Source organism: Affinibrenneria salicis, from assembly GCF_008710095.1.
On record NZ_VYKJ01000016.1, the window covers coordinates 1 to 21,903 of the forward strand.

The following is a 21,903-nucleotide window of genomic DNA, read 5'->3' on the forward strand; positions in this document are numbered from 1 at the left end:
GCACTAATGAGGGCAGAGAGTGCGGATGTTCATCAGGGCTCACGAAGCCGGATATATGTGTGTGGCTACTTTGTCAGAAAAAGATCTGCCCGTACTTGTATCGGGGAGGTGTCCATATAAGCTATTTAGCATTTCAGGTTCTATCGCCGGAGGACGAAACGGAAATTTTGGCGCTAGTAAAAAGTCGAATGGGTGGTGAACTATCAGTAATTTAGCATCCTGCCGATTGCCCAGTGCTGTATCAATGGTACAGGGTATGGCGGTATTTTTCAGTTTTACTACCTCAGCGAAGGCGATAGAAGTGATCTATTCGTGGGAAGATAGAAAAGCATTGTTGAGTGGCAATTTTGTGATGAAAAACCAGTCGCTTGTTCTGCCAGCTAGGGGCGTCAGTGTCAGTCTTGTTGAAGAGAATTTTGCCTAACTATAAACAGCTGAGAGTTATGGAGCGACGAGCACTTGATTTTGCGTGTTTGGTTGATAGATGGCGCAGGTAATGACGAACCAAAACATTCTCATAAATTTCTCCGTATCGGTTAATCAATCGGAGCACAACACTGTTTTTCCCACTGACCAGTACGTCGGACTTTGAGCTGTCTGATCCTACCCACGAATAGTGGACACGCTGTTAAGCGAGTAAAATCGTTAACAAGGTGAACCATGACGCAAGCAAAATCTGTGAAGAAGACATCCCGTAATCAATATACCCCGGAATTTCGCCAGCAGGCGCTGGCGCTGGCTGAGCGCATCGGTGTGGCCAAAGCTGCCCGGGCGCTCGGCCTGCACGACTCTCAACTCTACGTCTGGCGCAGTAAACAACGTCAGCAGGGCTCCACCTCTGAGCGTGAGCAGCAACAGGCAACAGAAATCGCCCGCCTCAAGCGCCAACTGGCCGAGCGGGATGAGGAACTGGCCATCCTCCAAAAGGCGGCCACCTACTTCGCCAGACGCCTGAAGTGAAGTACGCTTTTATACACCAACATCAGGCGGCGTTCTCAGTGAAAAGCCTGGCCCGGGTGTTGCGTGTCTCGCGCAGTGGCTGAAGCGCCGGCAATCCTCCTCGCTGCGGCAGATGCGCCGCCAGCAGTGTGATGAGCGGGTGGCGCAAGCTTTTATACAGGCAAAACAGCGCTATGGCGCGCCCCGTTTGACGCAGGCGTTGCGTGAAGCCGGCCATGGCTGGAACCGTAAAACGGTGGCAGCCAGTCTGTGACGTCAGGGATTACGGGCCAGAGCGGCGCGTAAGTTCAAAGCCACGACAAACAGCCGGCATAACCTGCCGGTGGCGCCGAACCTGTTGCAACAGGACTTCAGTGCAACGGGGCCGGACCAGAAGTACGTTGGGGATATCACCTATCTGTGGACAGAGGAAGGCTGGCTGTACCTGGCGGTGGTTATCGACCTGTATTCGCGTCGGGTGGTGTGTTGGTCAATGTCGGAACGAATGACGGCGGAACTGGCGTGCAATACGTTGAAAATGGCGCTGTGGCGGCGAAAGATGCCGCGAGGCGTGATAGTTCATTCTGACAGAGGTAGCCAGTATTGTTCCCATGATTATCAGGGTGTTATAAAAGACAATGGACTGATATGCAGTATGAGCGCAAAGGGCTGTTGTTTTGATAACGCCTGTGCGGAAAGCTTCTTCCACAGCCTGAAAGTGGAGCTAATCCACGGAGAGAGGTTCAACACGCGGGAGGAGATGAAATCGGCGGTATTCGAGTATTCGAGATAGACTACAATTGGCGCCGACGGCATAGTGCCAACGGCGGGCTAAGCCCGGTGCAATTTGAGGAAAGAAACCTCGCTTAAGGCTGTGTCCACCGTTGCTGGGCAAGATCAGTCAGGAGTAACGATACGCTTAAAGACGACAAACCAGATTACGTATAACCTTAATTCCTTGCAGTTGTTATCATGTTCGACTTAGCACCGGTTATCTTTACGAATCTGTTCGATATGAATGGCAAGAAACATCACTTCTTCTATTGTTAATTCATACTGATAGTGATTCAGCAGATGCGCTTTAATCTTTTCCGCACATTCCCACGCTTGACTATAATTGATTTTGATCGCAGAGTGTAAATTGGTATCGTCATCCTGAACCGTAGAGCGGTTCAGCATCCGTTGCGCAAAGAACTTTAGATGAGTAACAAAGCGATGGTAACTTAAGTTATCCTCTTTATACTCCAAATTGAGCTGATATTTCGTGATATCCAGAACTTCATTTACTATTTGAGTAATGTGGATTACTTCTGGCATTTCATGACCGAGTTGAGCAGTGACCAGATGTAATGCAATGAAGCCCGCTTCATCCTCAGTCATTCTGACGCCAAGACGATTGTCAATGATATCAATCGCTTCAAGACCCAGTTGATATTCTTTAGGATAAAGACGTTTTATTTCCCATAACAATACGTTGCGGATATTGATGCCTTTCTTATGGCGTTCAAGCGCGGAGTAGCAGTGATCGGTAAGTGAGATATAAATATTTTCCTGCAATTCCCCCAGTTTTTGCTTTGATACGTTGATAATACGATCGCATGTCGTCATCACTTCAATAGGAATCTGGCCGAGTAGCTCGCTTAATCTGAACGTGATTTCATCATTTTTTAAAGAAAATATTTTTTCAACTTTTCTGTCATCAAGCATATCGTTGGTTTTTTTTTTAAATCCTATGCCGAGCCCCATAACGACCTGCTCTCGATGGTTTTCGTCCAAGACCACAACAATGTTGTGGTTAATGACTTTGGCAATTTTCATCATAACCTCAGAAAAAATCTGAAAGATTCAGGTTTACCTGCCAATAAAGTAACAGATATGCATGCTAAAATAGCACTTTATTTTTTTAATTCAATATGAAGCAACATCCAGTATTTTCATTCAACTAAGCCGGGAGGTTAGAATAGTCGCATAACGGAAAAATAGGAAATGAAGTGTTGAAAATAACTTCATTCCCAAGATAACGATTATTTTAGGTGAGCCGTTCCTTCCTCCAGGACGGATATTTGCAATATCGTTTGTTCATCAGAAACAAATTTTTCTTTACCACTCACGATGGACTCATAAAGCATATCATAAATACGTCCATAATCGCCTACTTCGGAAGTGACTTTCTCTTCATGATAAGTACCTTCATCATCATAATAAATGATGGTTCCATAGTCGCTGGGATTATCTACGCCAAAGTCGTCGTGATCGGGTAAGTAAAAAAGTTTTAAATGTTCTTCCTGCCGATCTTTTTTCTCTTTGATGAACATTCCGTGTTTGCCATATACGACAAAACTGGGGCGTTCTTTTACTCTGAAGAAACTGGATTTTACCGATACTTTAACAATGCCGTAATATAAGTCCAGATCAAAGTAATCATTCATTCTGCCCTCGCCAAGCAACTGGCGAACATCATAATGAATACGATCGGGATTACCAAAATAAGATAATACTTGATCTAATGTATGACATCCATGACCGTATAGGTAGCTATCGATCTGTGCATAATTTTTACATTGTTCCGGGAAGTAGGGACGATAATAGTCATAGTGCATTTCTACTTCCAGCAGATCGCCTAATTTTCCTGATTCAATGACTTTCTGGGTAGTAAGAAAATCACTGTCCAATCTTCTGTTTTGATAACATTGAATTACTCGATTTTTGTTTTTCGCCAATTCGAATAATTCTTTTGCCTGGCTGGTGGTGTGAGTGAAGGGTTTTTCCACCAGACAATGCTTATTGGCATTAAGAACTTGTTTTGCCAGTTCGTAATGGGTGACGGCGGGCGTACAGATCACAATCAGATCAATATCGGCATCATTTAACAGAACATTAATTTCGTTTGTGTATGTGACATCGGGGATCTCCACCCAGTCTTTTTTCCCTTTATTGGGGGAGTAAATCGTTTTTACATGAAATTTGTCTTTTCTCTGTAATACAAAGGGTAAATGGTATCTATTGGTACTTTTACCATTTCCGATATAACCGACGGTAAGCATCTTATTGCTTTTCATTCTTAATATCCCCCTTTATTGATTCGTGCGGAATCAATAATATCCAAGGCTTGTAAACTGACGTCCAACATAGCATGAGCGCGCTCATAATCCAAATTATCTATGATATGAGAAAATGTTTCAAACTCATAATATAGTCGGTGTTTGTTATCGTTACTATCAATTAACTCCGATTCACCCGTGTTTTTATTCAGAGTGAATGATTTAAGAACGTTCATAGAGCTTTCTATAGTAATATTACCTTCAGTTCCTTGAATCGATATCATAATCGGCGCTTTACAATCTTTTGCGCCAATGCTGGACACTTTGAATTTACCATAGTCTAAATAGAGAATCCCGCTGGTGTCGACGCCTTTCTCTACATTTGAAAAGTATTGCGATGCTTTTGGCGAACCGAATAATCCAATAATGGAATGTATGTTATAAATGTTCAAATCCATTAATGCGCCGCCATGCTTTTGCGCATCGAATGCTGGATGAATTATACCTTTCTTGAAATCTGCGTATCTTGATGAGTACTGGCTGTAATTAAATTGAGCGATTTTTATTTCACCCAATATCTTGATTTTTTCTTTCAGTAACGTAAATGCAGGAAGGTAATGAATATTCATTGCCTCAAGAATTATCAGGTTGTTAGCCTGAGCGATCTGTTGCATTTCAATAAGCTCGGATTTATAAGGAACAATCGGCTTTTCAATAATGACGTGTTTTCCTTTTTCCAGCGCTTGTTTTGCAAAGACGAAATGTAAATGATTCGGGAGAGCGATATAGATAGTGTCGACATCGCTCTGTAGCAAGCTGTTATAGTCAATAAAAACATGCTCAATTCCATAGGCATCGCTTAATTTACGACCTTCTTCAATCGTGGCTTCTGTTGCCAAAATAGCGACTAATTTGATATCCAACTCGTTGACCGTGGTCAGTAAATCATTAACGATCATTCCGGTGCCGATAATTCCAATTTTCATAGATTATCTCTGCTCTTTATTTAAAAATCTAAATGGATTTTCATTAATCTTCAGGGTCATTCCATCCCAAAACTAATGTCATGGTAAAACATAGTATGAAAGACATTACCGCCGCAGTTACCGCGTAAATTAAATTGGCATACTCGCTGCTTTTCATAAACATTAATATCGCTACCAAAGAGGGCACGCTGAATGCATATGCTTTAAGTGACACCACACCGATAAAGATACCCGTTATCCCTGACCCAATCATCGTTGCAATGAAGGGCTTGCGAAGTTTTAACGCCACGCCATAAATAACGGGTTCGGTTATGCCGGATATCGCTGCGGTGATGAATCCGGAAATCGAAATGGCTTTCAGATTGGTATTTTTAGTTTTCCAGGCGACGGCCGCACTGGCGGCGGAAAATCCGATATTTACCGCCAACATGGCCGGTAATACAATGGACTCGTGTCCGCTTGTTCCCATTGAGCTAATCATATAGGGCACCATCGCCCAATGCATGCCGGTAACGATAAAAAACGGCAATACTGCTGAAAAGATACCCAACGTCAGCCAACTGAAACTTCCCTGGCTGGCCGAAATAATTACCGACGCGATCCCCGAGCCAATAATATTTCCCAATGGCGCCAGCAGAATCAATGAAACAGGGACGCAAACTAGCAGTATCAACATGGGTTTTAAAATTGTTTTAGCCCATCCTGAAATATACTTATCGGCAATAGGTTCTATGATAGATAAAAACCATACGATAAGAAAGGCGGGAATAACTGACGAAGCATAATGCGAAGCTACCACAGGAATGGTTAAAAATGACGAATTCCCTTGTGTAAACATCGAAATAAGATCAGGATGAATAAGAATACTCACGGTGGCGACTGATAACAACGGGCTGCATTTCATCCTCACCGCAGCCGAATAGGCCACCATGATAGGCATAAAGTAAAATGCCGTATCACTGATAATGCTGAGGATCTTGATCGTGGGATATTCTGTCGATATATTGAATAAGTCCAAAAGCAGGATAACTATCTTAATCATTCCGCAGCCAATAAGCACCGGCAGCAGGGAGCTCATGGTTCCGGTAATAACATCAAGGATTGCGTTGCCAATTTGTTTGATTGACAACGATTTGCCGCGTTCTGATAGGTTTTCTTTTGGCAGGACTAACTGGTCAGCATTATCATTTACTGATATTAATTTCATTAAATCGGCGTAAAACCGAGATACATCCGTCCCAACTATTATCTGATATTGTCCGCCTCGGCGGGATATCCCCATTACGCCTGCGATATTTTTAACGCGTACATCGTCAATTGTATCGTCATTTATTAATACAAATCTTAAACGTGTCATGCAATGGGATAGTGAAACAATGTTCTCGACTCCACCTATTTCACGCAGTATGGCTGATGTTGAGTCCACCGTTTTCATAATAAAAACCCGCCTTTATTTTTAGGAAAAAAAAACCTGATTTGGCGAAATTCCTATTGAAATAGAAACTTCGCCAAATCAGGTTTTGCCCGCTATGCAGCCACAATCCGCTTTGCAGTCACAATCCACATGTATAATTTAATAAAAAACTGGTATTGACAATGTAATCAACACAATATTGTGATCAAGGTCTCATCACTAACTGAATATATGTAGATATCTGACTTACATCGATGTGGCTTCCGTGAAGGGCGTATTAAATAACTTAGTATATTGTGGTGACGACGCTAATTAATTGAATTTTATTGAAAATGAAAGATTTTAGGTTGAATGTGGAGAAGCGTATCTTGGGTCACTGTAGAGAACACATCCTGATTTTTGCAATCTGTATCAGATGAAGCCTTATCGGAATTTCGGGGATCATGACGTAATCACAGAAACAAATCTGTGGACTTCGATTTACTGTGTTGATGGATAACAGGAATACTCGCCTCCTTCGCTCGCCGGTCAGTCTCTATAGCTGGTCGTTCATAACGATTGGAGTGCCATTCATATCGAAGGAACGACATAAATATTGCGGCTTAGTTGAATAAATCGAACTTTTAGGCGATTGGCGGATCTTATCACGAAAGTCGTTTCAACAGTGGGCTGCCATGGCAAAGCAAAAGTTTAAAATTTCCAACTGGTCTGCCTACAACAATGCGCTCAGGCAGCGTGCCTCCCTGACTGGGTGGCTCGTGCATGGACTGATTGTGCTCACCCTGAAGGTCGTGGCCGACCGTTTCACTACACCGATATGGCCATCACAACGGTTCTGATGTGTTTAACCTTTCGCTCCGGGCATTACAGGGCTTCATTGACTCTATTTTTAAATTAATGACCTGTATTATGTTGCCCGGATTACTCTCTGGTCAGCAAACGAGCAAAGGGCGTCAATATCAGTATAAAAATGCCTACCCGTGGCGAAATCTCCCACCTCGACATTGACGCCACCGGACTGAAAGTCTTCGGCGAAGGCGAATGGAAAGTCAGGCAGCATGGGGCTGACAGGCACAGAGTATAGTGCAAGCGTCATCTGGCCGCGGACAGTACAACGCATGATATTATCTGTGCCGATTTATCGCTCAGCGGTACGACAGATGCGCAGGCACTGCCGGGACTGATTAACCAGACCTACCGGAAAATCAGGGAAGCATTAGCTGACGGTGCTTATGACACCCGTTACTGTCATGATGGGTTGCTGAGGAAAAAAATCAGGCCACTTATTCCGCCACGAAGCGGTGCGCACTACCGGCAGACAAGTACCAAGAGTGTAACCGCGCCGTGGCGAATCAGTATCTGAGCGGCAGTAATGATACCTGGAAAAATAAAGCTGGTTATCACCGGCATTCAGTGGCAGAAACGACGATGATTCCGAATCAAAACCCTCTGGGCGGTCATCTGAGCCTGCGGGATTATGACGCGCAGGCAGGCGAAGCGATGGCAATGGTTAAAGCGCTTAACCGGATGACGTTGTTGGGGATGCAGGACAGCGTCAGGATCGCATAACGAGTGCATCGGTGGGAACCCTGCTGTTGGCTGGCTCTGAATTATTCAACAAAGCCAGATATTGCATCAATTTTCTCGGAACAGCCATCAGGTAAATCAGAGCGTTGTTTGTTACGCAGAGACATAATTGCAATACGTTTCATGAATATGTGATGTATCCAACCATAGGATAATATCTGCGGTCGGAAAACGTAGATCGAATGTTCTGCGATGATAACTACTTTCACATTTCCAGCGAGAATCTCTTATCACTCTGCTACTGAACTTACTTGCCATTAGTTTAGGCCAATTTTGCCCTCATGTCGCGATGGATCTCTGGGGACCGGCCTGTTTTCCCCTATTTGGTGCCTAATGAAGATCTTCCAATTTATGCATTTTATAAAATAACAATACGTTTTTTTGGGGGGAGCAACGTTATGAGTAGGTTAGTTGAAGAGAAAAGTCCAGAAAGGAACTTGTGTTTTCATGATGTAGTCATTCGTTGTCGCCAAATAAAAAAGGTGTATTACAAGGAGAACAATACCTGAATAATAATTTTCCTTTGGTTTTTCTTGTTGTTATTAAATTGATGATATATGGAGACATCTTTAATGTCAAATGTATTCGATGTATTTTTGTATATAACATTGTCCTTTATGAGTTTCATTACCTCATTAATTTTATCTTGTATTGAGTTGTTCTCAGTTACGTGAATTCAATGCTTAAGGTGAAAATGAGGAAAATCAATATCAGGCCTCTCTTTCCAAAACGAAGGTGGAACACTCTAGTCAGATAAAAAACCATAATGAATGAATTGCCCTCCACGTTTTAGTGCATAAGATGTGCACATAGCATCATATCCACCCACACAATCAAGTACGGCGTCAACACCATCTGATTTTTTATTTAATTAAGTTCATTATAGTAGTTCCTATTGCCAAGTATTATGATGCTGTAGACTGTGTAATTATTAATAAAACCTTTTTCAGGCCTATGTCTTATGATGGTTATTTGGTTTTTTTTCATGCAGTTGGCGATGCGAATAAGCATTCTTCCAATCGATGAATTAGCCGCATTAATTATAAGATTTACGTTATCTCTAAGTGGTAATCTTTCTGACGTGATTAATAATGCTGTCATGGAATTAATATGACCGATAGCTGCTTGTTGTTCTGATATATCATTGGGGATAGAAAAAAAACATTTCGCCTAAATATTTCTACTGGTTTGCCAGGCCCCCATGCTGCCAATAGGTAATATGAGCTATTTTATATTTAGATCCGTTGCCGATGAACCAATATTACTGATTCTACCTACCCCCTCAAAGCTAGGAGATAAGTGGGTTTATTCTCGATTTATATGCTCAGAAAATAGTGATTAAATCTGGTGAATTAATGGTGAAGAATCATTCTCACTCGTTCCATATTCGGTAATATATCTTCACAGTTACACGTTGATTCTATTTCCCGGGGTCTCTTACAATCGATCTTGTATACTCTTCTCTATACATATTAGTATCCTCCCCCATATGTTTGTTGATTTTATCATTTGCTATAGTATGGCGGAATAGTCTTTTTATAAAAATCTGGTTGTTATGAATAGTAGGATACTCATTATTATATAATTCAATCTATTGGTGGTGATTATTTCTTATAATCATGTTCTCTGATGTTGAATATTTTGTTATAACTGGTATTGTCAGTGTTTTTATATGAAATATCCACTTCTATATATAAGGTGTGTTGGATTTTTTTTTCGCCAGAAAATAATGGCTCATCGCCTAATCCGGTTAATAACCAATTCAAATGTTATCATCTTTCCAGTTTCATCTGTAGGCTATGTTTATTTGTTTCGGGAAATTGTTGCCTGGAGCGGATTTCTGTTGGTGTGTGGCATTTTAATAGAAATAGATTGTAAGTTAGATGTTTCTCATGTTTGGTGCTCGCATTATATTAAATAGCTTCGCATAATAGCGCTACACATGTAGATCATAACAGGTCTCGCACGATTAGACGTGAAGCATCAAGGTGAAAGTTATTTTATTTAGATGTTCACATGTATTTCTTAAACGCCCCCACTGTAATTGAAACCGTCACCCCCAGCAGAAATGCCGCCGGCAATAAAATCACGCAGGGATTGATGGAGGACGGCAATGAAAGATAAATCATCCACGCCAGAAAAAACGTCGGGATAATGGTTCTTTTGGCGTGATGATAGATAAAGCCGGACTCGTATCCACAGCCGAAACGGCGAATATCACGACGCACCAGTCCGTCAACGATCCCAGTCAGCGCCGCGAGGATAAAGAGTAGAGAGGTTAATAGCAGAATAAATACTCTCAGTACAAAGGTCAGCGTGATATAAATCGTTGCTTTGACATAACTGTCTAACCAGTAAAACCAGTCGCTGTCTTGTTTATGGCGTAGCTGTTCCAGCCAGGGAACGAATCCGGTATCCATAAATACCCACTGCCATGTTTTACCCAGAATAATATCCAGTTGGTTCACCGGATCCGACATTAGCAAACTCCGGGTGACATTTTCCGCAAACCAGTTTAATTCCGTCTCCATCATTATACGGCTGTGTTCCGCGCCTTGTTCGGACCAAAGAAAAGCGATCCCCAGCCATTCAACAATCAGGCTGAAAAACAACGAACCGATAAGCGCTGCGCAGATCTTTCCCAGACTCGACAACAGCGTGGAAAGTACTCCTTTTGGGTGGGCAACAGGCTGGTTCGGGGTCTCACTCATCCATTCCTTCCTGTAGTGTGGACAGCAAATCTGCATGATGGGGGACGGTATCGGGGAGTGTTGCGCTATTCCACCATTGCTCCCCGGTACGATAACTAGCTTTCATATATTCCGTCAGTTGCAGGACACTGTCTGGCATAAAGGTGTCGTCAATTGCTGCGGGTAGCGGCATCCTGATTTTCCATAATTGCCCGCCTTCCAACAGAGCGAAAGCTTGTCCTTTCGGAAGCTGGATCAATGCAGCCGGGTCGATAAGCGGCACGCTGACGGCACTGACGCGATCCTGAGTATTGCTGATAAAATCCGATTCATGATCGGGATTGGAGGAATCAGTGACGCCCGAGATGACCGTATTGGTCAGCACGTCCACATTGTGTAACTGCGCGGTCATCAGCTCTGCAGTGGCGGTTTCGCGCACGCGCAGCATGATCAGATTGTTGAAGTTGCCGATAACCTGCCGGGCTTTTGCCGCATTGCCGAGACGAGCTTCAATATCACTCAGCGTTTGGGTGTAAGCGGTGACCTGGATATTTGCGCCGCCGCCTTTGTTAATCAACGGAATAAATTCATCGCCCATCAGTTCGCTGAATTCGTCGCAATGGAGATTAATCGGGACTTTTGTCTGGCTTTCATCCTCAGGCAGGCCATCATTGACGCCGAATTTATAAATATATCCGGCAACGCTGACCAGATCGGCGAACATACTGTTACCCACGGCGGCGGCTACGTCGGTATCGGATAATGCGTCCAGCCCCACGTACACAATACCGCGCTTACGGATGATCTGCTGCCAGTCGAATATCGGGCGGGGATCGTCCAGATCGCTGTACGAAGGGGCCAGTAATTGCGCCGTTTTCCCGGTAGTCAACTTTTCTAATAACGGCAGTAATGAGGCCACGATTTTATCAAAATACGTCTTATCATAACGCACCGCTGAGCGCAGACCGTCCAGAATGGGATCATAGAGCCGTGTTGCGGCCAGATACTGCTCCAGCGCCACGACATAGTTATCCCGACCCTGTAGATTACGCGGCGTATTTTTGTCGGTCACTTTCCCGGCTATCTGCGCAATAACATCCCAGGCTTTGGGTTCATGTTTTGGCAGGTAATACTGCGCATAGCGGATAAACAGATCGTCGATATTGATAACGTGCCGGGAGATTTGCAGGTAGTCCGGTCGATGACCCAGTTCAATCAGGGCGCGAGCGATAATATTTACAAATCGCCACGCAAACTCTTTAAATGCGGCGCTATCCCCCTCGCTGGAAAGCTGTCCAGCGATACGCCCGGCCACTTCAGAGATACGGCCAAATCGCCCGATGGCGTTATAGCGCGCGCTGATATCCGGCCAGCCGAGATGGAAGACGTAAAATTCATCTTCGCGACCGGCGCGTTTCGCTTCAGCGTAAGTCCGGCGCAGTAAATCCGCGTCACCTTTCGGATCAAAAATGATCACGACCTCGCCACGGCGGATATCTTGCGTAATAAACAGTTCTGCCAGCCGGGTTTTGCCCACGCGGGTGGTGCCCATGACCAGAGTATGACCGACACGCTCGCCCAGCGGCAGGGTGACGTCGGTTTCATGCAGTTCGATGCCGTGCAGCAGGGGGCTGCCGCCAACCGGGGGCAGCGGGCGTACCGGGTTCAGCCAGTGGTTGTGGGAGAGACAGCGTCGGACAATAGGAAATGGCGCATCGCAGACTTTTTCCAGTTTCCGGGCCTGTTGATACAACCAGTGAGGATGCACGTATTTGGAGACTTCCGGTCGTCGGCAGGTATGCAGGCGCTGGGTGTGTTTTTGCTCCCAGCGAAATCCGCGTCCGATAAACAGCAGGTGGCGGCTGACCGGCACCCGATCGCTGGACATTACATAACACGGCAGCCGGCGAATATTGCGTCGATAGCGCAAAATGGTCAGCCCTTGCCGTCCTCTGAATCCGGCAAACAGCAGAAAGCCCCCGGCCAGCGGATAGCTGACGGAAGGCGAGAGCATCAGTGACCACGGCGCGACCAGACAGATGGCGCCTGCCGCCAGACCCGCTGCGGCGCTGTAGAGTTCCACTGCCGGACGCAACAGGGTTTCGATGACGTGACGGTCGCTCATTGCGACAGCCCGGACGCCGTGATGAGCACCGGATACGCAGCCAGTTGCAGACGCTGCGCCAAATCGTCGCCGTTGACGGGGAGCAGCGTAAGATCGCCCGCTTTTTCACGCAGTGCGCGTAAACGTTCTGCGGACGCCACGCTGACGACCAGCCCGGTGGCGTTCAGTGATGTCAGCTTCGTTTTGTTTTTACCCAGCCATTGCACAGAAAGGGGGTCGTCGCCGATTAAAAACAGCGGTGTCATGCCCGGCAGCGACAATCGGCGCGGTGTGACGGGGCCGGGATGCAGACGTGAGGAAAGAACGGGGAAAACGGCTTCCGGTAAAGGAACAGGAAGTGCGGAAGAAGAGGCGGGTGCGTCCGGTTCAGGCGCAATGGCGCTGAATAGCGGGGCGGTGGATTCGCCGCCAAGATCGGCGATGACGATCGGTGACGCGCCAGCCTGAAATGTGGTAGCAAGCAGAACGATGGTTGGGGAAAAGGCTTTCAGCATGGCATGAATTCCTTATTTTCTGATTTCATGAGTTCATGGCGGAGATTACAGGTGACGGAAAACCTGCTGGCGATAGCGTTGCGCCGGTTTTCCGCCTGCCGGGCGGTGGTAGCGTCCGACGGCTTCGGGCCAGCTCTGCCATTTGTCGTAGTGGCGGCGCAGCAACGTAGCGGTGAGGTGCAGATTGGGATACGGCGCAAGCGCCTCACAGGGATGGGAAAAATGGTGGCCGTTCCAGCCGAGATTGATTTGTCCCAGTCCGGCATCAATGCGCTTTGGGCTGGTGGTGCGCAGGAACCGGTGCAGGGCGGCGCAGGCTTGCTGTCGGGTGGCATAGCGGTAACCTTTTCCAGCTACGTTGAGCGTCCATGGCCATGGTCTGACGTCCTGCGCCAGGCGGGCGCCGCTTTCCGTCAGCGCGACGGCGTAGAGAAGATCAGCCGGAACCTTGTTCAGCCAGGCGACCTGCCGGTAGCCATAGGGAATATCCGGCGCCGCATGGACGGACAGCGCGAACGGCAGCAAAAACAGGGATATCAGGGTGTGGTAACGGGCAGCCATGCGTCCCCCCGGCGTTCGAGTACCGCAGGCATTTTCCCCTGGCCATTTTGCATCCAGCGCCCGCCGTCATGGTTGAGGGTAATTTCCCTGCGCTTCACCCGCGTAATATCAATACGTTTGCTGATGGCCCAGCGCCGCAGGCGGGCATCATCGTTGTTGCTGTCGACCAGATAGAGGTCGAGCGGATGGTCGGATTGAAGCAGGACGCTGAGCCGGGTATCGCAGGCCGGACAGTTTTCCGACACAAAAACCGCCAGACGGCTGTCTTCATGCGCAGTCGGGAGCGAGGCTGCGGCTACCGGCAGCACATCCGGGAAGCGGCGTTTCCACGCAGCGTCGTAGGCGCGTTGAAACGCCAGCTCTTTTTCCACCCGCTGAAACTCTTTTTCGACCAGCAGGTCGGCGTATTTACGGCGCTCGGCATCGGTGGCGGCCTCCACGCCGAGTGTGGTGAGCGGATCGAGATCCGGCGACCAGATGCCGCGTTCGCCGCGTTTGAGTTGTTCGTAGCGCGTCCATTCTTCCGGCGTCAGTCCCCAGCGTTGTGCGCCTGAGAGCGTGGACAACGGTTTTTCAGCGCTGCGGGTGGTGTCCGTGGCGGTTTCGGTGGCGGCCTGCGCCAGTGGTATGGCGCAGGCGAACAACAAGGGCAGGATTTTCATGTCGCCTCCCGTCAGCTCATCAACCGGTCGGTGGGCGCGCGTTGAAAACAGACGGTGCGGGTCACTTCATCCGTGTTCATAACCCATGCCTCTCCGGCAATCACCCGGAGCGCATCGTCTATTCGCATTGGTCCCATTGAACGCTGGATATCGGGCAGGGGGCTGGCAAATAGCTGCCGCGTGTCACGGGTCACGGGCAGACACAGTCCGTAGCCGGTGCCGGAAAGCCAGGCGCGCAGCGCATCGCCTCGGGTGGCGGTCGGCCGGTTTTTCTTTGGCGCGGGAAGGGCATGGCTTGTCACCTGACGCAGTGGAAATGTCAGTGTTTCATCCGGCGTCAGACTGACCAGCGTGTATCGTGCGGTATGCACGACTTCAATGGGCGCGGGAGTGGCGGAGATGCTCTGGGTGTGGGTTTCGGAGGGCGTAACGGTGGCCGTCTTTGCTGTACAGGCTGACAGGATAAGGATTACGGTGATGGGCCATAAACGGGATTTCTTCATGATATGCTCCGGTAGTGGGAAAGGCCGGGACAGAATGAAAAAAAACGCGGGGAAAAGCGGCAAGAAACTAAAATCCTGACGTTGGACATTTTATCCTTTGAACTAAACTAATATGACTTAGTCCGTTAGTTCGTCTGGAGGTATTATGCAAACAGTGAACATTCATGAGGCGAAAACCCATTTGTCCCGGCTGGTTGATATGGCCGCGAAGGGGGAGTCCTTTATCATAGCCAAAGCCGGTAAGCCGTTGGTCAAAGTAACGGCATTGAGCGCGCCGGAGCCTCAGCAGGAAAGGCGGTTAGGGTTTATGGCGGGCAACATCAACGTGCCCGATGACTTTGACCGGATGGGCGAAGGGGAGATTGAGCAGCTTTTCGGCGGTGACAAATGAAATTTTTACTCGACACCCATGTGTTGCTGTGGGCATGCCGGAAAAACTGTCTTCATCAACAGCGAAGTTGCTGGGTTCGCCGGAAAATGAGCTTTTTTCAGCGTAGTCAGTCTTTGGGAAGTCGTCATTAAGCGCGGGCTGGGACGTGACGATTTTCAGGTCGATGTGCGATTGCTGCGCAGGGGGCTGCTGGATAATGGTTACAGCGAATTACCTATCGCCAGCGAACATGTTGTTTCGGTCGAGAGTCTGCCTGCCGTTTACAAAGATCCTTTTGATCGTCTGTTGGTGGCGCAGGCGACAATGGAGGGCATTACGCTGTTGACCACCGATGCGCTGGTTGCACGGTATCCCGGCCCAATACAGCAAATTTAGGCGACGTCTTTCACCTGTAATGGCTATGGAAACCTTTACTGAATCATTATTTTTTCATGTCATGACGCATCATAAGAATGACGTCCGTTAAGACGTAATGGGGTTACATTACGGGATATACGAATTCAGGATTGATTTTGCGCAGCGAAGTATTCAACGCATAATGGATGCGCCGGTTGCTGTTTTAAGAGAACGGGGAATTAGCTTTCCAATAATATCGTCAGGCATCCAGCTTTCAATAATCACTATGCCGGCGCAGCTGCGCAGTTGAGCATGACGTACAGCAACTTCCTCTATGCTATTGATGTTGATCGTGGTATCGCTGCCACATGATTTTTCCATCGTTGCTCCTCAGGTGTTTATGTTGTCGAAGTCATGACGGCTATTTCACTTATACCACCATGTATCAAATTGTTCGGCGAAATTTGCCGCCTGCTGGAGATCTGCACCGAAATGTTGTGTGAAATAACCTTCGGGCGTGGCGTAATTTACCCTGCAGCCATTGTTATGGCACTCCATTACGGCTGCGTTGGTCTGGTATTTTTGGGCCAAACGAATGAGATCATCAAGCTGGAAGCCATGTTGCAGCGCGGTGACCAGCATGGTCTGTACCGCCTGCATTTCAATATTGTACAGGCACTGGGTCAGGTTCTGGATGTTGGTGTCGGTCATGGGGGCTCCCGCAGGGATAATGAAAAGAGGATTTCCGGTTTGCGCTCTCTGCTTGGAGGAAATAGCAGAGATAGGGACGCTGTCAGCGACAGCAGACTGCCGGCGTAGTGAATCTATTCCGGGAACAACGCTGAATAAAAAACTCACATTCGGTTAAATAAGAAAACTGCCTGCTTTCGGCAGGCGGCTTATTATTAAAGAGATGCTGACAGATAATTACTGATCCGTGCTCCCAGCCATTTTATAACCGGAACCGGCATTGAATTGCCCAGCGCTTTATAACGCGGAGAATCTGGACAGTCCTGCGTCGTTTTCCCCCTCCAGGGAATACGCGTGTACTGATCGGGAAAGCCCTGCAAACGTTCATACTCCACAGGCATCAGGCGGCGAACCGCATATTCACTGATGACGGCATGCAGGGTATGCGACGTATTATACAGGGGGTAGCACAATTCAGCCGAGAGGCCCGTATGATGCCCGCTATTTTTTGGGGTACGATGAATAATATTGCTGGCAATACAGGTCGCCGGAAAGACAACCAGATCATGCGCATCTTTATAATCGCAGGCATTACAGGTGCTGCTGATAGGGCTGGCTTTGTATTCACCTAATCGCTGTTTGTTATAGACGATCGCGGACATGCATTTCTCGTCAGTACCTGCCGCAGAGGTTGGGGTAATCGTCGTCCGGACGCATCTGCCCGGCGCAGGATCCCTGCGCACGCTCGGTAACTCAAACAATATTTCGGCGGGATCGACGTGTTCTCCAGCACTTGCGATAACAAACAAACGCTTGCGGCGCTGGGCGAGTCCGAAATGTTGGGCATCGAGCACTCGCCATGCAATGGCCCTGTGGGCGCCATACACACAACCTGCGCGGGGCCATTTGGGAATATGCCGACGGTATTTTTTCGACCAGCGCCAGAATGCCGAAGATTTTTGCGGCGTGGGTGGGAGACCGGGTCTGAATGGTATATCCGTGCCAGCCAGTCCGGCAAGGAAATGCCCAAAGGCGTTGGTGGCGTCACTGAGGACTCCGGGAACATTTTCCCACAGGATGAGTGCGGCATGTTTATTGTTCTCCTCTCGTTTAACATCAATGGCGTCAGCCAGCCGGATATACGCCAGAGTAAGTTGTCCACGCGGATCGGCCAGACCCCGTCTCATGCCGGCCACGCTGAAAGACTGGCAGGGTGTGCCTCCAACCAGAATATCCGGGGCGGGAATATCACCACTCGCGATCCTGTCGGCGAGCAGCGTCATGTCGCCGTGATTAAGGATGCCGGGCCAGCGATAAGCTAATACTGCAGAAGGAAAAGGCGCTATTTCACTAAACCAGAGTGGTCTGAAGTGCAGGTTCTGCCATGCAACACTGACAGCTTCAATGCCACTACAGACAGATCCGTACGTTAATGTATTGTTTAATGTCACTGTTCCCCTCCGTATGGCTGGGATGCTCATGGCATTCGGTTAGGCAGCTCAGTGGCTGTGGGTGAAGTGATTGATGGTTTTACAACGCGGACACTTGATATGAAGGCTGGAGAATGGACCTGCAAAGGCCAGCAGGCGCTGACATTGCCCACACCGCAGGGGGTGTTCAGTTTTCTTTTCCGTCATGACTCCTCTCTTCGATAAGGATATGAAGTTGCATGATGAGACCATGCAGAGAAAAGAGGTACTAGAAATTCAGACTGCCGGCGCGATAAATATGGAAAGCGCCCGTTAAGGGCGCTGACAGGTGTTTGCCTGGAAATATAAGTGTAATAAATTCCCGGATATGATCTTACCAATCATACCAATCCGCATATGAGGAAGCTCACATGGAAATGATGCTGTGGTGGTCGGATTATCTGGACATCAGCCGCGAAGGATATGTCGCGCCGTATATTTTTGCGCGACAGCATAAGGCCGCGGGTACAGCCTGGCGGTTAATTCTCTGACAGGAGCAGATCCTGACGAACGGGATCTGCTTCTTTGCTTTCTGAAAGGTTTTACCTTCGTATTTTCAACGATTAATCGGGAAACGTCTAAAATTATTCCGGCAGAATATTTTTAGGTCGTTACCTATCAATACGGGAAGTTTTTTAAAGGAAAACTTATCGTCATAGCGACGATAAAAAATCTGCACCATAGGATGGTTTTCTGCCGACACGACACTGCGCCAGAACCCGATATTCCGGCTAACTGCACCAGTTGCCATCCGTCGGGAAAACGCAAGGTTGCACCAGAGACAAGAATCATCCATCGTTTCAACACCCATAAACCTGCGCCACATAACGCCCGCGCCCGTCGCCGTGGCCCAAATCCATCGCCGTCAGCGCCAGCGCCTCTTTTTCACTGAATCCCTGCGCCAGATAATGACGAATGGCATCCTGCGCCCAGGCGTAGCGCAATGAATGCGGGGAATATGCGCCGGTCAAGCCGATACGCGACGCCTGACCGTGCCAGTATTTCATCGCAGTTTTCAGGTCGGGCCTGTCAATCAGCTTGCCGTTGCGGCTCTCTGCCACAGCCAGCGCATTTTCCAGCGCTTTTCTGACTGCGCCAGCATCCAGAATTACCGTTTCGCGAGGCCGTCCGCCTTTAGTGCCGAACACCACGGTAAGCCGGGTTTCGCCGCGCTCCAGCGCCTGTTTCCACGTCCTGAGCGATTGCGCACACTGCACTGCTTCCTGAGAGCGCAATCCCATCAACCTTGAAAGCTCCAGCGCCGCTGCCATCCCGGTGTTTTTTTCACGAGCGGTTTCCAGCGCCTGCCGGTAATGCTCCGCAGTAATGGCCTGCCGGGTGCCGTTACGGGATGCGCCGGATAAGCCGAGAGATTTATTGGACAGCCGTTCACTGGTGGCTAATCGATCACGCCCGGCTTGCTTCAGCAGACAGCGGAGCGCCGCCATTTCGTTTTGCAGGCTGCGTTTCTTTATGCCCTGCTCCAGTCGTTCCCGAACGTAATTCTCAATATGTCGGGCTTTCAGTTGCTCCACCCGGCGGATCTGTACATTCTGTTCCAGCAAGCGCTCACAAAATCGCTGCGCCAGCGCCATGCGATCGTGGACGGTTTTATGACTGCCGCCCGCCTGCCGCGCCAGCGTTTTCATTTCCTGCTCCAGAATGCCCATTTTCTCTTTCCCCTTTTCATGATTGCCGCAACTCCAAAATCTGATACAACTTTTCCCCGGCGCGTAGGCCGATAGCCCCTGATATTCGTCGGGGCTGCGAACGATACCTGAGCGCCGGGGCGGCAGCCGTTGAGGTGTTGCGGGGCTTCGGTTGTGCTCTCTGAGCAGCCGCCAGCGTTAGCTGGTTATCCCCCGGATCGTCCTGATCCCCCTCCGGTATCGGTTCAAGTTCTCCTGTGAGTGAAAGTGGGTTGAATCACGGTGTCAGAATCCCGCCGTGCGTTGGCGCAGTTGAATTGTCTGGTGCAGTAACATGGCGCTGGTGCGTCACTTTCCCGCTCGGCGCGGTTAAAGTGACGCACTGGACTGGCGCAGTGAGTGAAAATTGAAATTTTGGTGCAGGATTGCGGTCACGCGACAGCAAAGCCTACGTCAATGCAGGCCGCAGCCCGTTATAAGGGAGCTGACGCTCCGGTTCAGGGAGCGTCAGTATTTACAGTACAAATCCGTAGTGAGAACCATCCGGCAGTTCAACATCAAGGCGCAGTTTGCCGCCGGTCGCCTCAACGTAACGTTTAAGCGTGGACAGTTTCAGGTCGCGGCCCGGTTTTTCCATACCGGCAACGGTAGGCTGCCTGATGCCCAGAGCCTGCGCCATTTCAACCTGTGTTTTTTGCACTATCTCACGCAGTTCGGCAAGGTGGATGTTGAGCAGGATGTCCGCCGACATCGCCTGAGCGTCGGCCACGACTTCCGGTTTTTCATCCGCAAGAAGCTGTTCGAGCGTTCTGCCCATCGCGTTACTCCTTATCATCTAATGTCTTCAGATAATTCGTGAATTCCCGGTCAGCAACCGGGATCATCTGGTCATAAAAACGTTTTTCATTGCCGACCTTGTTACCGCCGCAAAGCAGAATGCCGGTTAGGTAAGGATCGAAGGCGAAAAACACCCGTATCGGATCGCCCCGGCTCTGAACGCGTAGTTCTTTCATGTTGCTGTAGCGAGAGCCTTTAATCGTATCGGCATAAGGTCTGGGCAAACCCGGCCCTTTTTGCCGCAGAACGATAAGCGACGCCAGCACGTTGGTTCGATCGATGGTACTGAGTGAACTGAACCAGCCGTCAAATATGTCCGTTGTTTTAATCGTCCACACAGGACCTCCTTATTAATATAGCGTAAAGCCTATATAGGTACAAAGCGATAATGAAGAGACTGAAGTCGCCCAAGGCGAAATGCATTCCTCTTTACCGGGAAACTAAAGGCGTATTCCAGTCATCATTACATGTTGTGTAAATGCGTCGTCGCTTTGCGGCGCAGGCCTCAAAAACAGCGGGAAGGTGAAGCAGAGTAGAGAATGACCTTAACCGCAATGCGGTCCGGCATTTTCAAAGGTTGATGCCGGTAAAAAGGCGACCATCCTGATACATCAGGCGCTTCTCTCAGGTCATGAAGCATTTTGTGCCGGTGGGATATTACTGCTCAGCACAAGGTGCAGATAAGAGAAAACTGTTTTTCCCTTTTAAAGGATTATTGGTCGATTTTTGGCAATCTGATAAACAGGAAACGGCGCAGAACCCGTATCGGATCTGCGCCGGTGGAACATCAATGGTAGCGAGAAGGCCAGATTTGCTCAGGCGCGACGCCCAGCGCTTCAGCAATCAGCCTTTCCCCTTTGGGCCAGTGTTTTGTCAACGCATTCGCCAGCGTGGAAGAGGCCAACCCTGCGTTACGCGAAACCGCTGCCATCGACGTTCCGCGCTTTTTCAGCGCCGCAATAATATCGGCGGGATGCCAGTCCTGTTGGTTCATGCGGTCACCTCATCAATGCATTTCACGCCGTCAGCAGTGCGTATCCAGCGCGGAGCTTTCAATTCAGCGGCAAAGTAATCAACCAGTTCTGCCAGGAGCCAACACAATTGTTCTTCCGCTTGTGGCGGAAACATCCGGCAAAGCAGAAGCTGAGTCAGGGTAAAACAGTAATCGCAAAGCGTATCCGCATCAGGGGCAAAACGAGGAGAGTTTGTGGGCAAGGTATCAACGGTCAGACTGTCTATCAGGTGAGGCGGAATAGGATCGCGCAGGCCCGGTTTTAACAGCGCAAGCGCGGCGGCGAGCCTTCCGCACAGTGCCATTTTTAGCGCCGGATCGTAGCTTTCTGCCTGAGTCTCTGCGAGCTTTTCGCAGCGGTCTGCCAGTACGGTGAAATCCGTGGCGGCGCTGAAAGGAACGGTAAGTAACGGGTGAGTCTGGGTGAGGATTGTAGCCATATTGGCAGCCTCCTGTAACGGGTAATCAACCCACCACCGAAGAGACCAATCTTGTGGGTGGTGGACTGGACGGAGTT

At 48.6% G+C, this 21,903-nt stretch carries 22 protein-coding genes and 3 pseudogenes; 5 read left to right on the forward strand and 20 right to left on the reverse strand.

Annotated features, from left to right (window positions below):
• Positions 1-256 precede the first annotated feature (256 nt).
• Positions 257-424 (forward strand): hypothetical protein, encoded by a 168-nt coding sequence (locus tag FJU30_RS26925; protein ID WP_172290870.1) that lies wholly within the window; start codon positions 257-259, stop codon positions 422-424.
• 236 nt (positions 425-660) lie between these two features.
• Positions 661-1,809, forward strand: a pseudogene (locus tag FJU30_RS22925) (IS3 family transposase).
• Positions 1,810-1,920: 111 nt separating this feature from the next.
• Here the strand turns inward: FJU30_RS22925 and licT are convergent.
• The 4 genes from licT to FJU30_RS22945 all read right to left on the reverse strand — a co-directional run bounded on the left by licT (position 1,921) and on the right by FJU30_RS22945 (position 6,401).
• Complete coding sequence (gene licT, locus FJU30_RS22930; RefSeq protein ID WP_150437372.1) at positions 1,921-2,757, reverse strand: BglG family transcription antiterminator LicT; 837 nt, start codon at positions 2,755-2,757, stop codon at positions 1,921-1,923.
• A 206-nt stretch (positions 2,758-2,963) separates the two neighbouring features.
• Positions 2,964-3,998: a Gfo/Idh/MocA family oxidoreductase gene (locus tag FJU30_RS22935; RefSeq protein ID WP_223881672.1), complete on the reverse strand. Its 1,035-nt coding sequence runs from the start codon at positions 3,996-3,998 to the stop codon at positions 2,964-2,966.
• 2 nt (positions 3,999-4,000) lie between these two features.
• Positions 4,001-4,966 (reverse strand): Gfo/Idh/MocA family protein, encoded by a 966-nt coding sequence (locus tag FJU30_RS22940; RefSeq protein WP_150437295.1) that lies wholly within the window; start codon positions 4,964-4,966, stop codon positions 4,001-4,003.
• A 43-nt stretch (positions 4,967-5,009) separates the two neighbouring features.
• A complete protein-coding gene (locus tag FJU30_RS22945; RefSeq protein WP_150437296.1) occupies positions 5,010-6,401 on the reverse strand; it encodes a PTS transporter subunit EIIC in 1,392 nt (463 codons plus the stop codon).
• A 653-nt stretch (positions 6,402-7,054) separates the two neighbouring features.
• Between FJU30_RS22945 and FJU30_RS22950 the strand changes: the two are divergent.
• Positions 7,055-7,949: pseudogene (locus tag FJU30_RS22950) on the forward strand (IS5 family transposase).
• A gap of 2,030 nt (positions 7,950-9,979) precedes the next feature.
• Here FJU30_RS22950 and FJU30_RS22955 read toward each other — a convergent pair.
• The 6 genes from FJU30_RS22955 to pilL2 are packed head-to-tail and all read right to left on the reverse strand — an operon-like array spanning position 9,980 to position 15,002.
• Positions 9,980-10,678 carry a TIGR03747 family integrating conjugative element membrane protein gene (locus FJU30_RS22955; RefSeq protein WP_150437297.1) on the reverse strand — a complete coding sequence of 233 codons (699 nt, stop codon included), beginning with the start codon at positions 10,676-10,678 and terminating at the stop codon, positions 9,980-9,982.
• Positions 10,671-12,782 (reverse strand): type IV conjugative transfer system coupling protein TraD, encoded by a 2,112-nt coding sequence (gene traD / locus FJU30_RS22960; RefSeq protein WP_150437298.1) that lies wholly within the window; start codon positions 12,780-12,782, stop codon positions 10,671-10,673. Before traD ends, FJU30_RS22955 begins: the two co-directional genes overlap by 8 nt.
• The gene (locus FJU30_RS22965) at positions 12,779-13,276 is read right to left on the reverse strand and encodes an integrating conjugative element protein (protein ID WP_150437299.1); all 498 of its coding nucleotides are present in this window, start codon (positions 13,274-13,276) and stop codon (positions 12,779-12,781) included. The genes traD and FJU30_RS22965 overlap by 4 nt, the downstream gene beginning before the upstream one ends.
• A gap of 45 nt (positions 13,277-13,321) precedes the next feature.
• The gene (locus FJU30_RS22970) at positions 13,322-13,837 is read right to left on the reverse strand and encodes a lysozyme family protein (protein ID WP_150437300.1); all 516 of its coding nucleotides are present in this window, start codon (positions 13,835-13,837) and stop codon (positions 13,322-13,324) included.
• Positions 13,813-14,499 carry a TIGR03759 family integrating conjugative element protein gene (locus FJU30_RS22975; protein ID WP_150437301.1) on the reverse strand — a complete coding sequence of 229 codons (687 nt, stop codon included), beginning with the start codon at positions 14,497-14,499 and terminating at the stop codon, positions 13,813-13,815. The genes FJU30_RS22970 and FJU30_RS22975 overlap by 25 nt, the downstream gene beginning before the upstream one ends.
• Before the next feature lie 11 nt (positions 14,500-14,510).
• Entirely contained in the window at positions 14,511-15,002 is a 492-nt protein-coding gene (gene pilL2 / locus FJU30_RS22980) for a PFGI-1 class ICE element type IV pilus protein PilL2 (protein WP_150437302.1), read from the reverse strand.
• A 145-nt stretch (positions 15,003-15,147) separates the two neighbouring features.
• Here pilL2 and FJU30_RS22985 point away from each other — a divergent pair, with 145 nt between their 5' ends.
• Together FJU30_RS22985 and FJU30_RS22990 are read left to right on the forward strand one after the other, a co-directional pair.
• Positions 15,148-15,393 (forward strand): type II toxin-antitoxin system Phd/YefM family antitoxin, encoded by a 246-nt coding sequence (locus tag FJU30_RS22985; protein WP_150437303.1) that lies wholly within the window; start codon positions 15,148-15,150, stop codon positions 15,391-15,393.
• Between the two features lie 138 nt (positions 15,394-15,531).
• On the forward strand, positions 15,532-15,768 hold the full coding sequence (locus tag FJU30_RS22990) for a type II toxin-antitoxin system VapC family toxin (RefSeq protein WP_233356447.1): 237 nt from the start codon (positions 15,532-15,534) through the stop codon (positions 15,766-15,768).
• Positions 15,769-15,921: 153 nt separating this feature from the next.
• Here the strand turns inward: FJU30_RS22990 and FJU30_RS22995 are convergent, their stop codons facing one another.
• From FJU30_RS22995 to FJU30_RS23045, 10 genes and pseudogenes are all read right to left on the reverse strand, one after another.
• Entirely contained in the window at positions 15,922-16,110 is a 189-nt protein-coding gene (locus FJU30_RS22995; RefSeq protein ID WP_150437304.1) for a hypothetical protein, read from the reverse strand.
• A gap of 45 nt (positions 16,111-16,155) precedes the next feature.
• Positions 16,156-16,440, reverse strand: coding sequence for a hypothetical protein (locus tag FJU30_RS23000; RefSeq protein WP_150437305.1), 285 nt, complete (start codon positions 16,438-16,440; stop codon positions 16,156-16,158).
• 221 nt (positions 16,441-16,661) lie between these two features.
• Positions 16,662-17,900: pseudogene (locus FJU30_RS23005) on the reverse strand (DNA cytosine methyltransferase); the annotation flags it as partial.
• Between the two features lie 18 nt (positions 17,901-17,918).
• Positions 17,919-18,101: a zinc finger domain-containing protein gene (locus FJU30_RS27680; protein ID WP_370541760.1), complete on the reverse strand. Its 183-nt coding sequence runs from the start codon at positions 18,099-18,101 to the stop codon at positions 17,919-17,921.
• A gap of 343 nt (positions 18,102-18,444) precedes the next feature.
• Entirely contained in the window at positions 18,445-18,699 is a 255-nt protein-coding gene (locus FJU30_RS23015) for a hypothetical protein (RefSeq protein ID WP_150437308.1), read from the reverse strand.
• Entirely contained in the window at positions 18,689-19,558 is an 870-nt protein-coding gene (locus FJU30_RS23020; RefSeq protein ID WP_150437309.1) for an integrase domain-containing protein, read from the reverse strand. The genes FJU30_RS23015 and FJU30_RS23020 overlap by 11 nt, the downstream gene beginning before the upstream one ends.
• A gap of 493 nt (positions 19,559-20,051) precedes the next feature.
• Positions 20,052-20,354, reverse strand: a complete 303-nt coding sequence (locus FJU30_RS23030) for a helix-turn-helix domain-containing protein (RefSeq protein ID WP_150437310.1) — start codon at positions 20,352-20,354, stop codon at positions 20,052-20,054.
• 4 nt (positions 20,355-20,358) lie between these two features.
• Positions 20,359-20,712, reverse strand: coding sequence for a type II toxin-antitoxin system RelE/ParE family toxin (locus FJU30_RS23035; RefSeq protein ID WP_150437311.1), 354 nt, complete (start codon positions 20,710-20,712; stop codon positions 20,359-20,361).
• Between the two features lie 449 nt (positions 20,713-21,161).
• Positions 21,162-21,368 carry a helix-turn-helix domain-containing protein gene (locus tag FJU30_RS23040; RefSeq protein WP_094107104.1) on the reverse strand — a complete coding sequence of 69 codons (207 nt, stop codon included), beginning with the start codon at positions 21,366-21,368 and terminating at the stop codon, positions 21,162-21,164.
• Positions 21,365-21,826, reverse strand: a complete 462-nt coding sequence (locus tag FJU30_RS23045; RefSeq protein WP_150437312.1) for a hypothetical protein — start codon at positions 21,824-21,826, stop codon at positions 21,365-21,367. Before FJU30_RS23045 ends, FJU30_RS23040 begins: the two co-directional genes overlap by 4 nt.
• Positions 21,827-21,903 lie beyond the last annotated feature (77 nt).

Coding starts and splice junctions, on each gene's coding strand:
- FJU30_RS22975 (WP_150437301.1), bottom strand. CDS start 14,499: ATGAAAATCCTGCCCTTGTTGTTCGCCTGCGCCATACCACTGGCGCAG.
- licT (WP_150437372.1), bottom strand. CDS start 2,757: ATGAAAATTGCCAAAGTCATTAACCACAACATTGTTGTGGTCTTGGAC.
- traD (WP_150437298.1), bottom strand. CDS start 12,782: ATGAGCGACCGTCACGTCATCGAAACCCTGTTGCGTCCGGCAGTGGAA.
- FJU30_RS22940 (WP_150437295.1), bottom strand. CDS start 4,966: ATGAAAATTGGAATTATCGGCACCGGAATGATCGTTAATGATTTACTG.
- FJU30_RS23045 (WP_150437312.1), bottom strand. CDS start 21,826: ATGGCTACAATCCTCACCCAGACTCACCCGTTACTTACCGTTCCTTTC.
- FJU30_RS22985 (WP_150437303.1), top strand. CDS start 15,148: ATGCAAACAGTGAACATTCATGAGGCGAAAACCCATTTGTCCCGGCTG.
- FJU30_RS22965 (WP_150437299.1), bottom strand. CDS start 13,276: ATGCTGAAAGCCTTTTCCCCAACCATCGTTCTGCTTGCTACCACATTT.
- FJU30_RS22955 (WP_150437297.1), bottom strand. CDS start 10,678: ATGAGTGAGACCCCGAACCAGCCTGTTGCCCACCCAAAAGGAGTACTT.
- FJU30_RS23020 (WP_150437309.1), bottom strand. CDS start 19,558: ATGGGCATTCTGGAGCAGGAAATGAAAACGCTGGCGCGGCAGGCGGGC.
- FJU30_RS23000 (WP_150437305.1), bottom strand. CDS start 16,440: ATGACCGACACCAACATCCAGAACCTGACCCAGTGCCTGTACAATATT.
- FJU30_RS27680 (WP_370541760.1), bottom strand. CDS start 18,101: ATGGTCTCATCATGCAACTTCATATCCTTATCGAAGAGAGGAGTCATG.
- FJU30_RS23015 (WP_150437308.1), bottom strand. CDS start 18,699: ATGGGTGTTGAAACGATGGATGATTCTTGTCTCTGGTGCAACCTTGCG.
- FJU30_RS22995 (WP_150437304.1), bottom strand. CDS start 16,110: ATGGAAAAATCATGTGGCAGCGATACCACGATCAACATCAATAGCATA.
- FJU30_RS23040 (WP_094107104.1), bottom strand. CDS start 21,368: ATGAACCAACAGGACTGGCATCCCGCCGATATTATTGCGGCGCTGAAA.
- FJU30_RS26925 (WP_172290870.1), top strand. CDS start 257: ATGGCGGTATTTTTCAGTTTTACTACCTCAGCGAAGGCGATAGAAGTG.
- FJU30_RS22970 (WP_150437300.1), bottom strand. CDS start 13,837: ATGGCTGCCCGTTACCACACCCTGATATCCCTGTTTTTGCTGCCGTTC.
- pilL2 (WP_150437302.1), bottom strand. CDS start 15,002: ATGAAGAAATCCCGTTTATGGCCCATCACCGTAATCCTTATCCTGTCA.
- FJU30_RS23030 (WP_150437310.1), bottom strand. CDS start 20,354: ATGGGCAGAACGCTCGAACAGCTTCTTGCGGATGAAAAACCGGAAGTC.
- FJU30_RS22945 (WP_150437296.1), bottom strand. CDS start 6,401: ATGAAAACGGTGGACTCAACATCAGCCATACTGCGTGAAATAGGTGGA.
- FJU30_RS22935 (WP_223881672.1), bottom strand. CDS start 3,998: ATGAAAAGCAATAAGATGCTTACCGTCGGTTATATCGGAAATGGTAAA.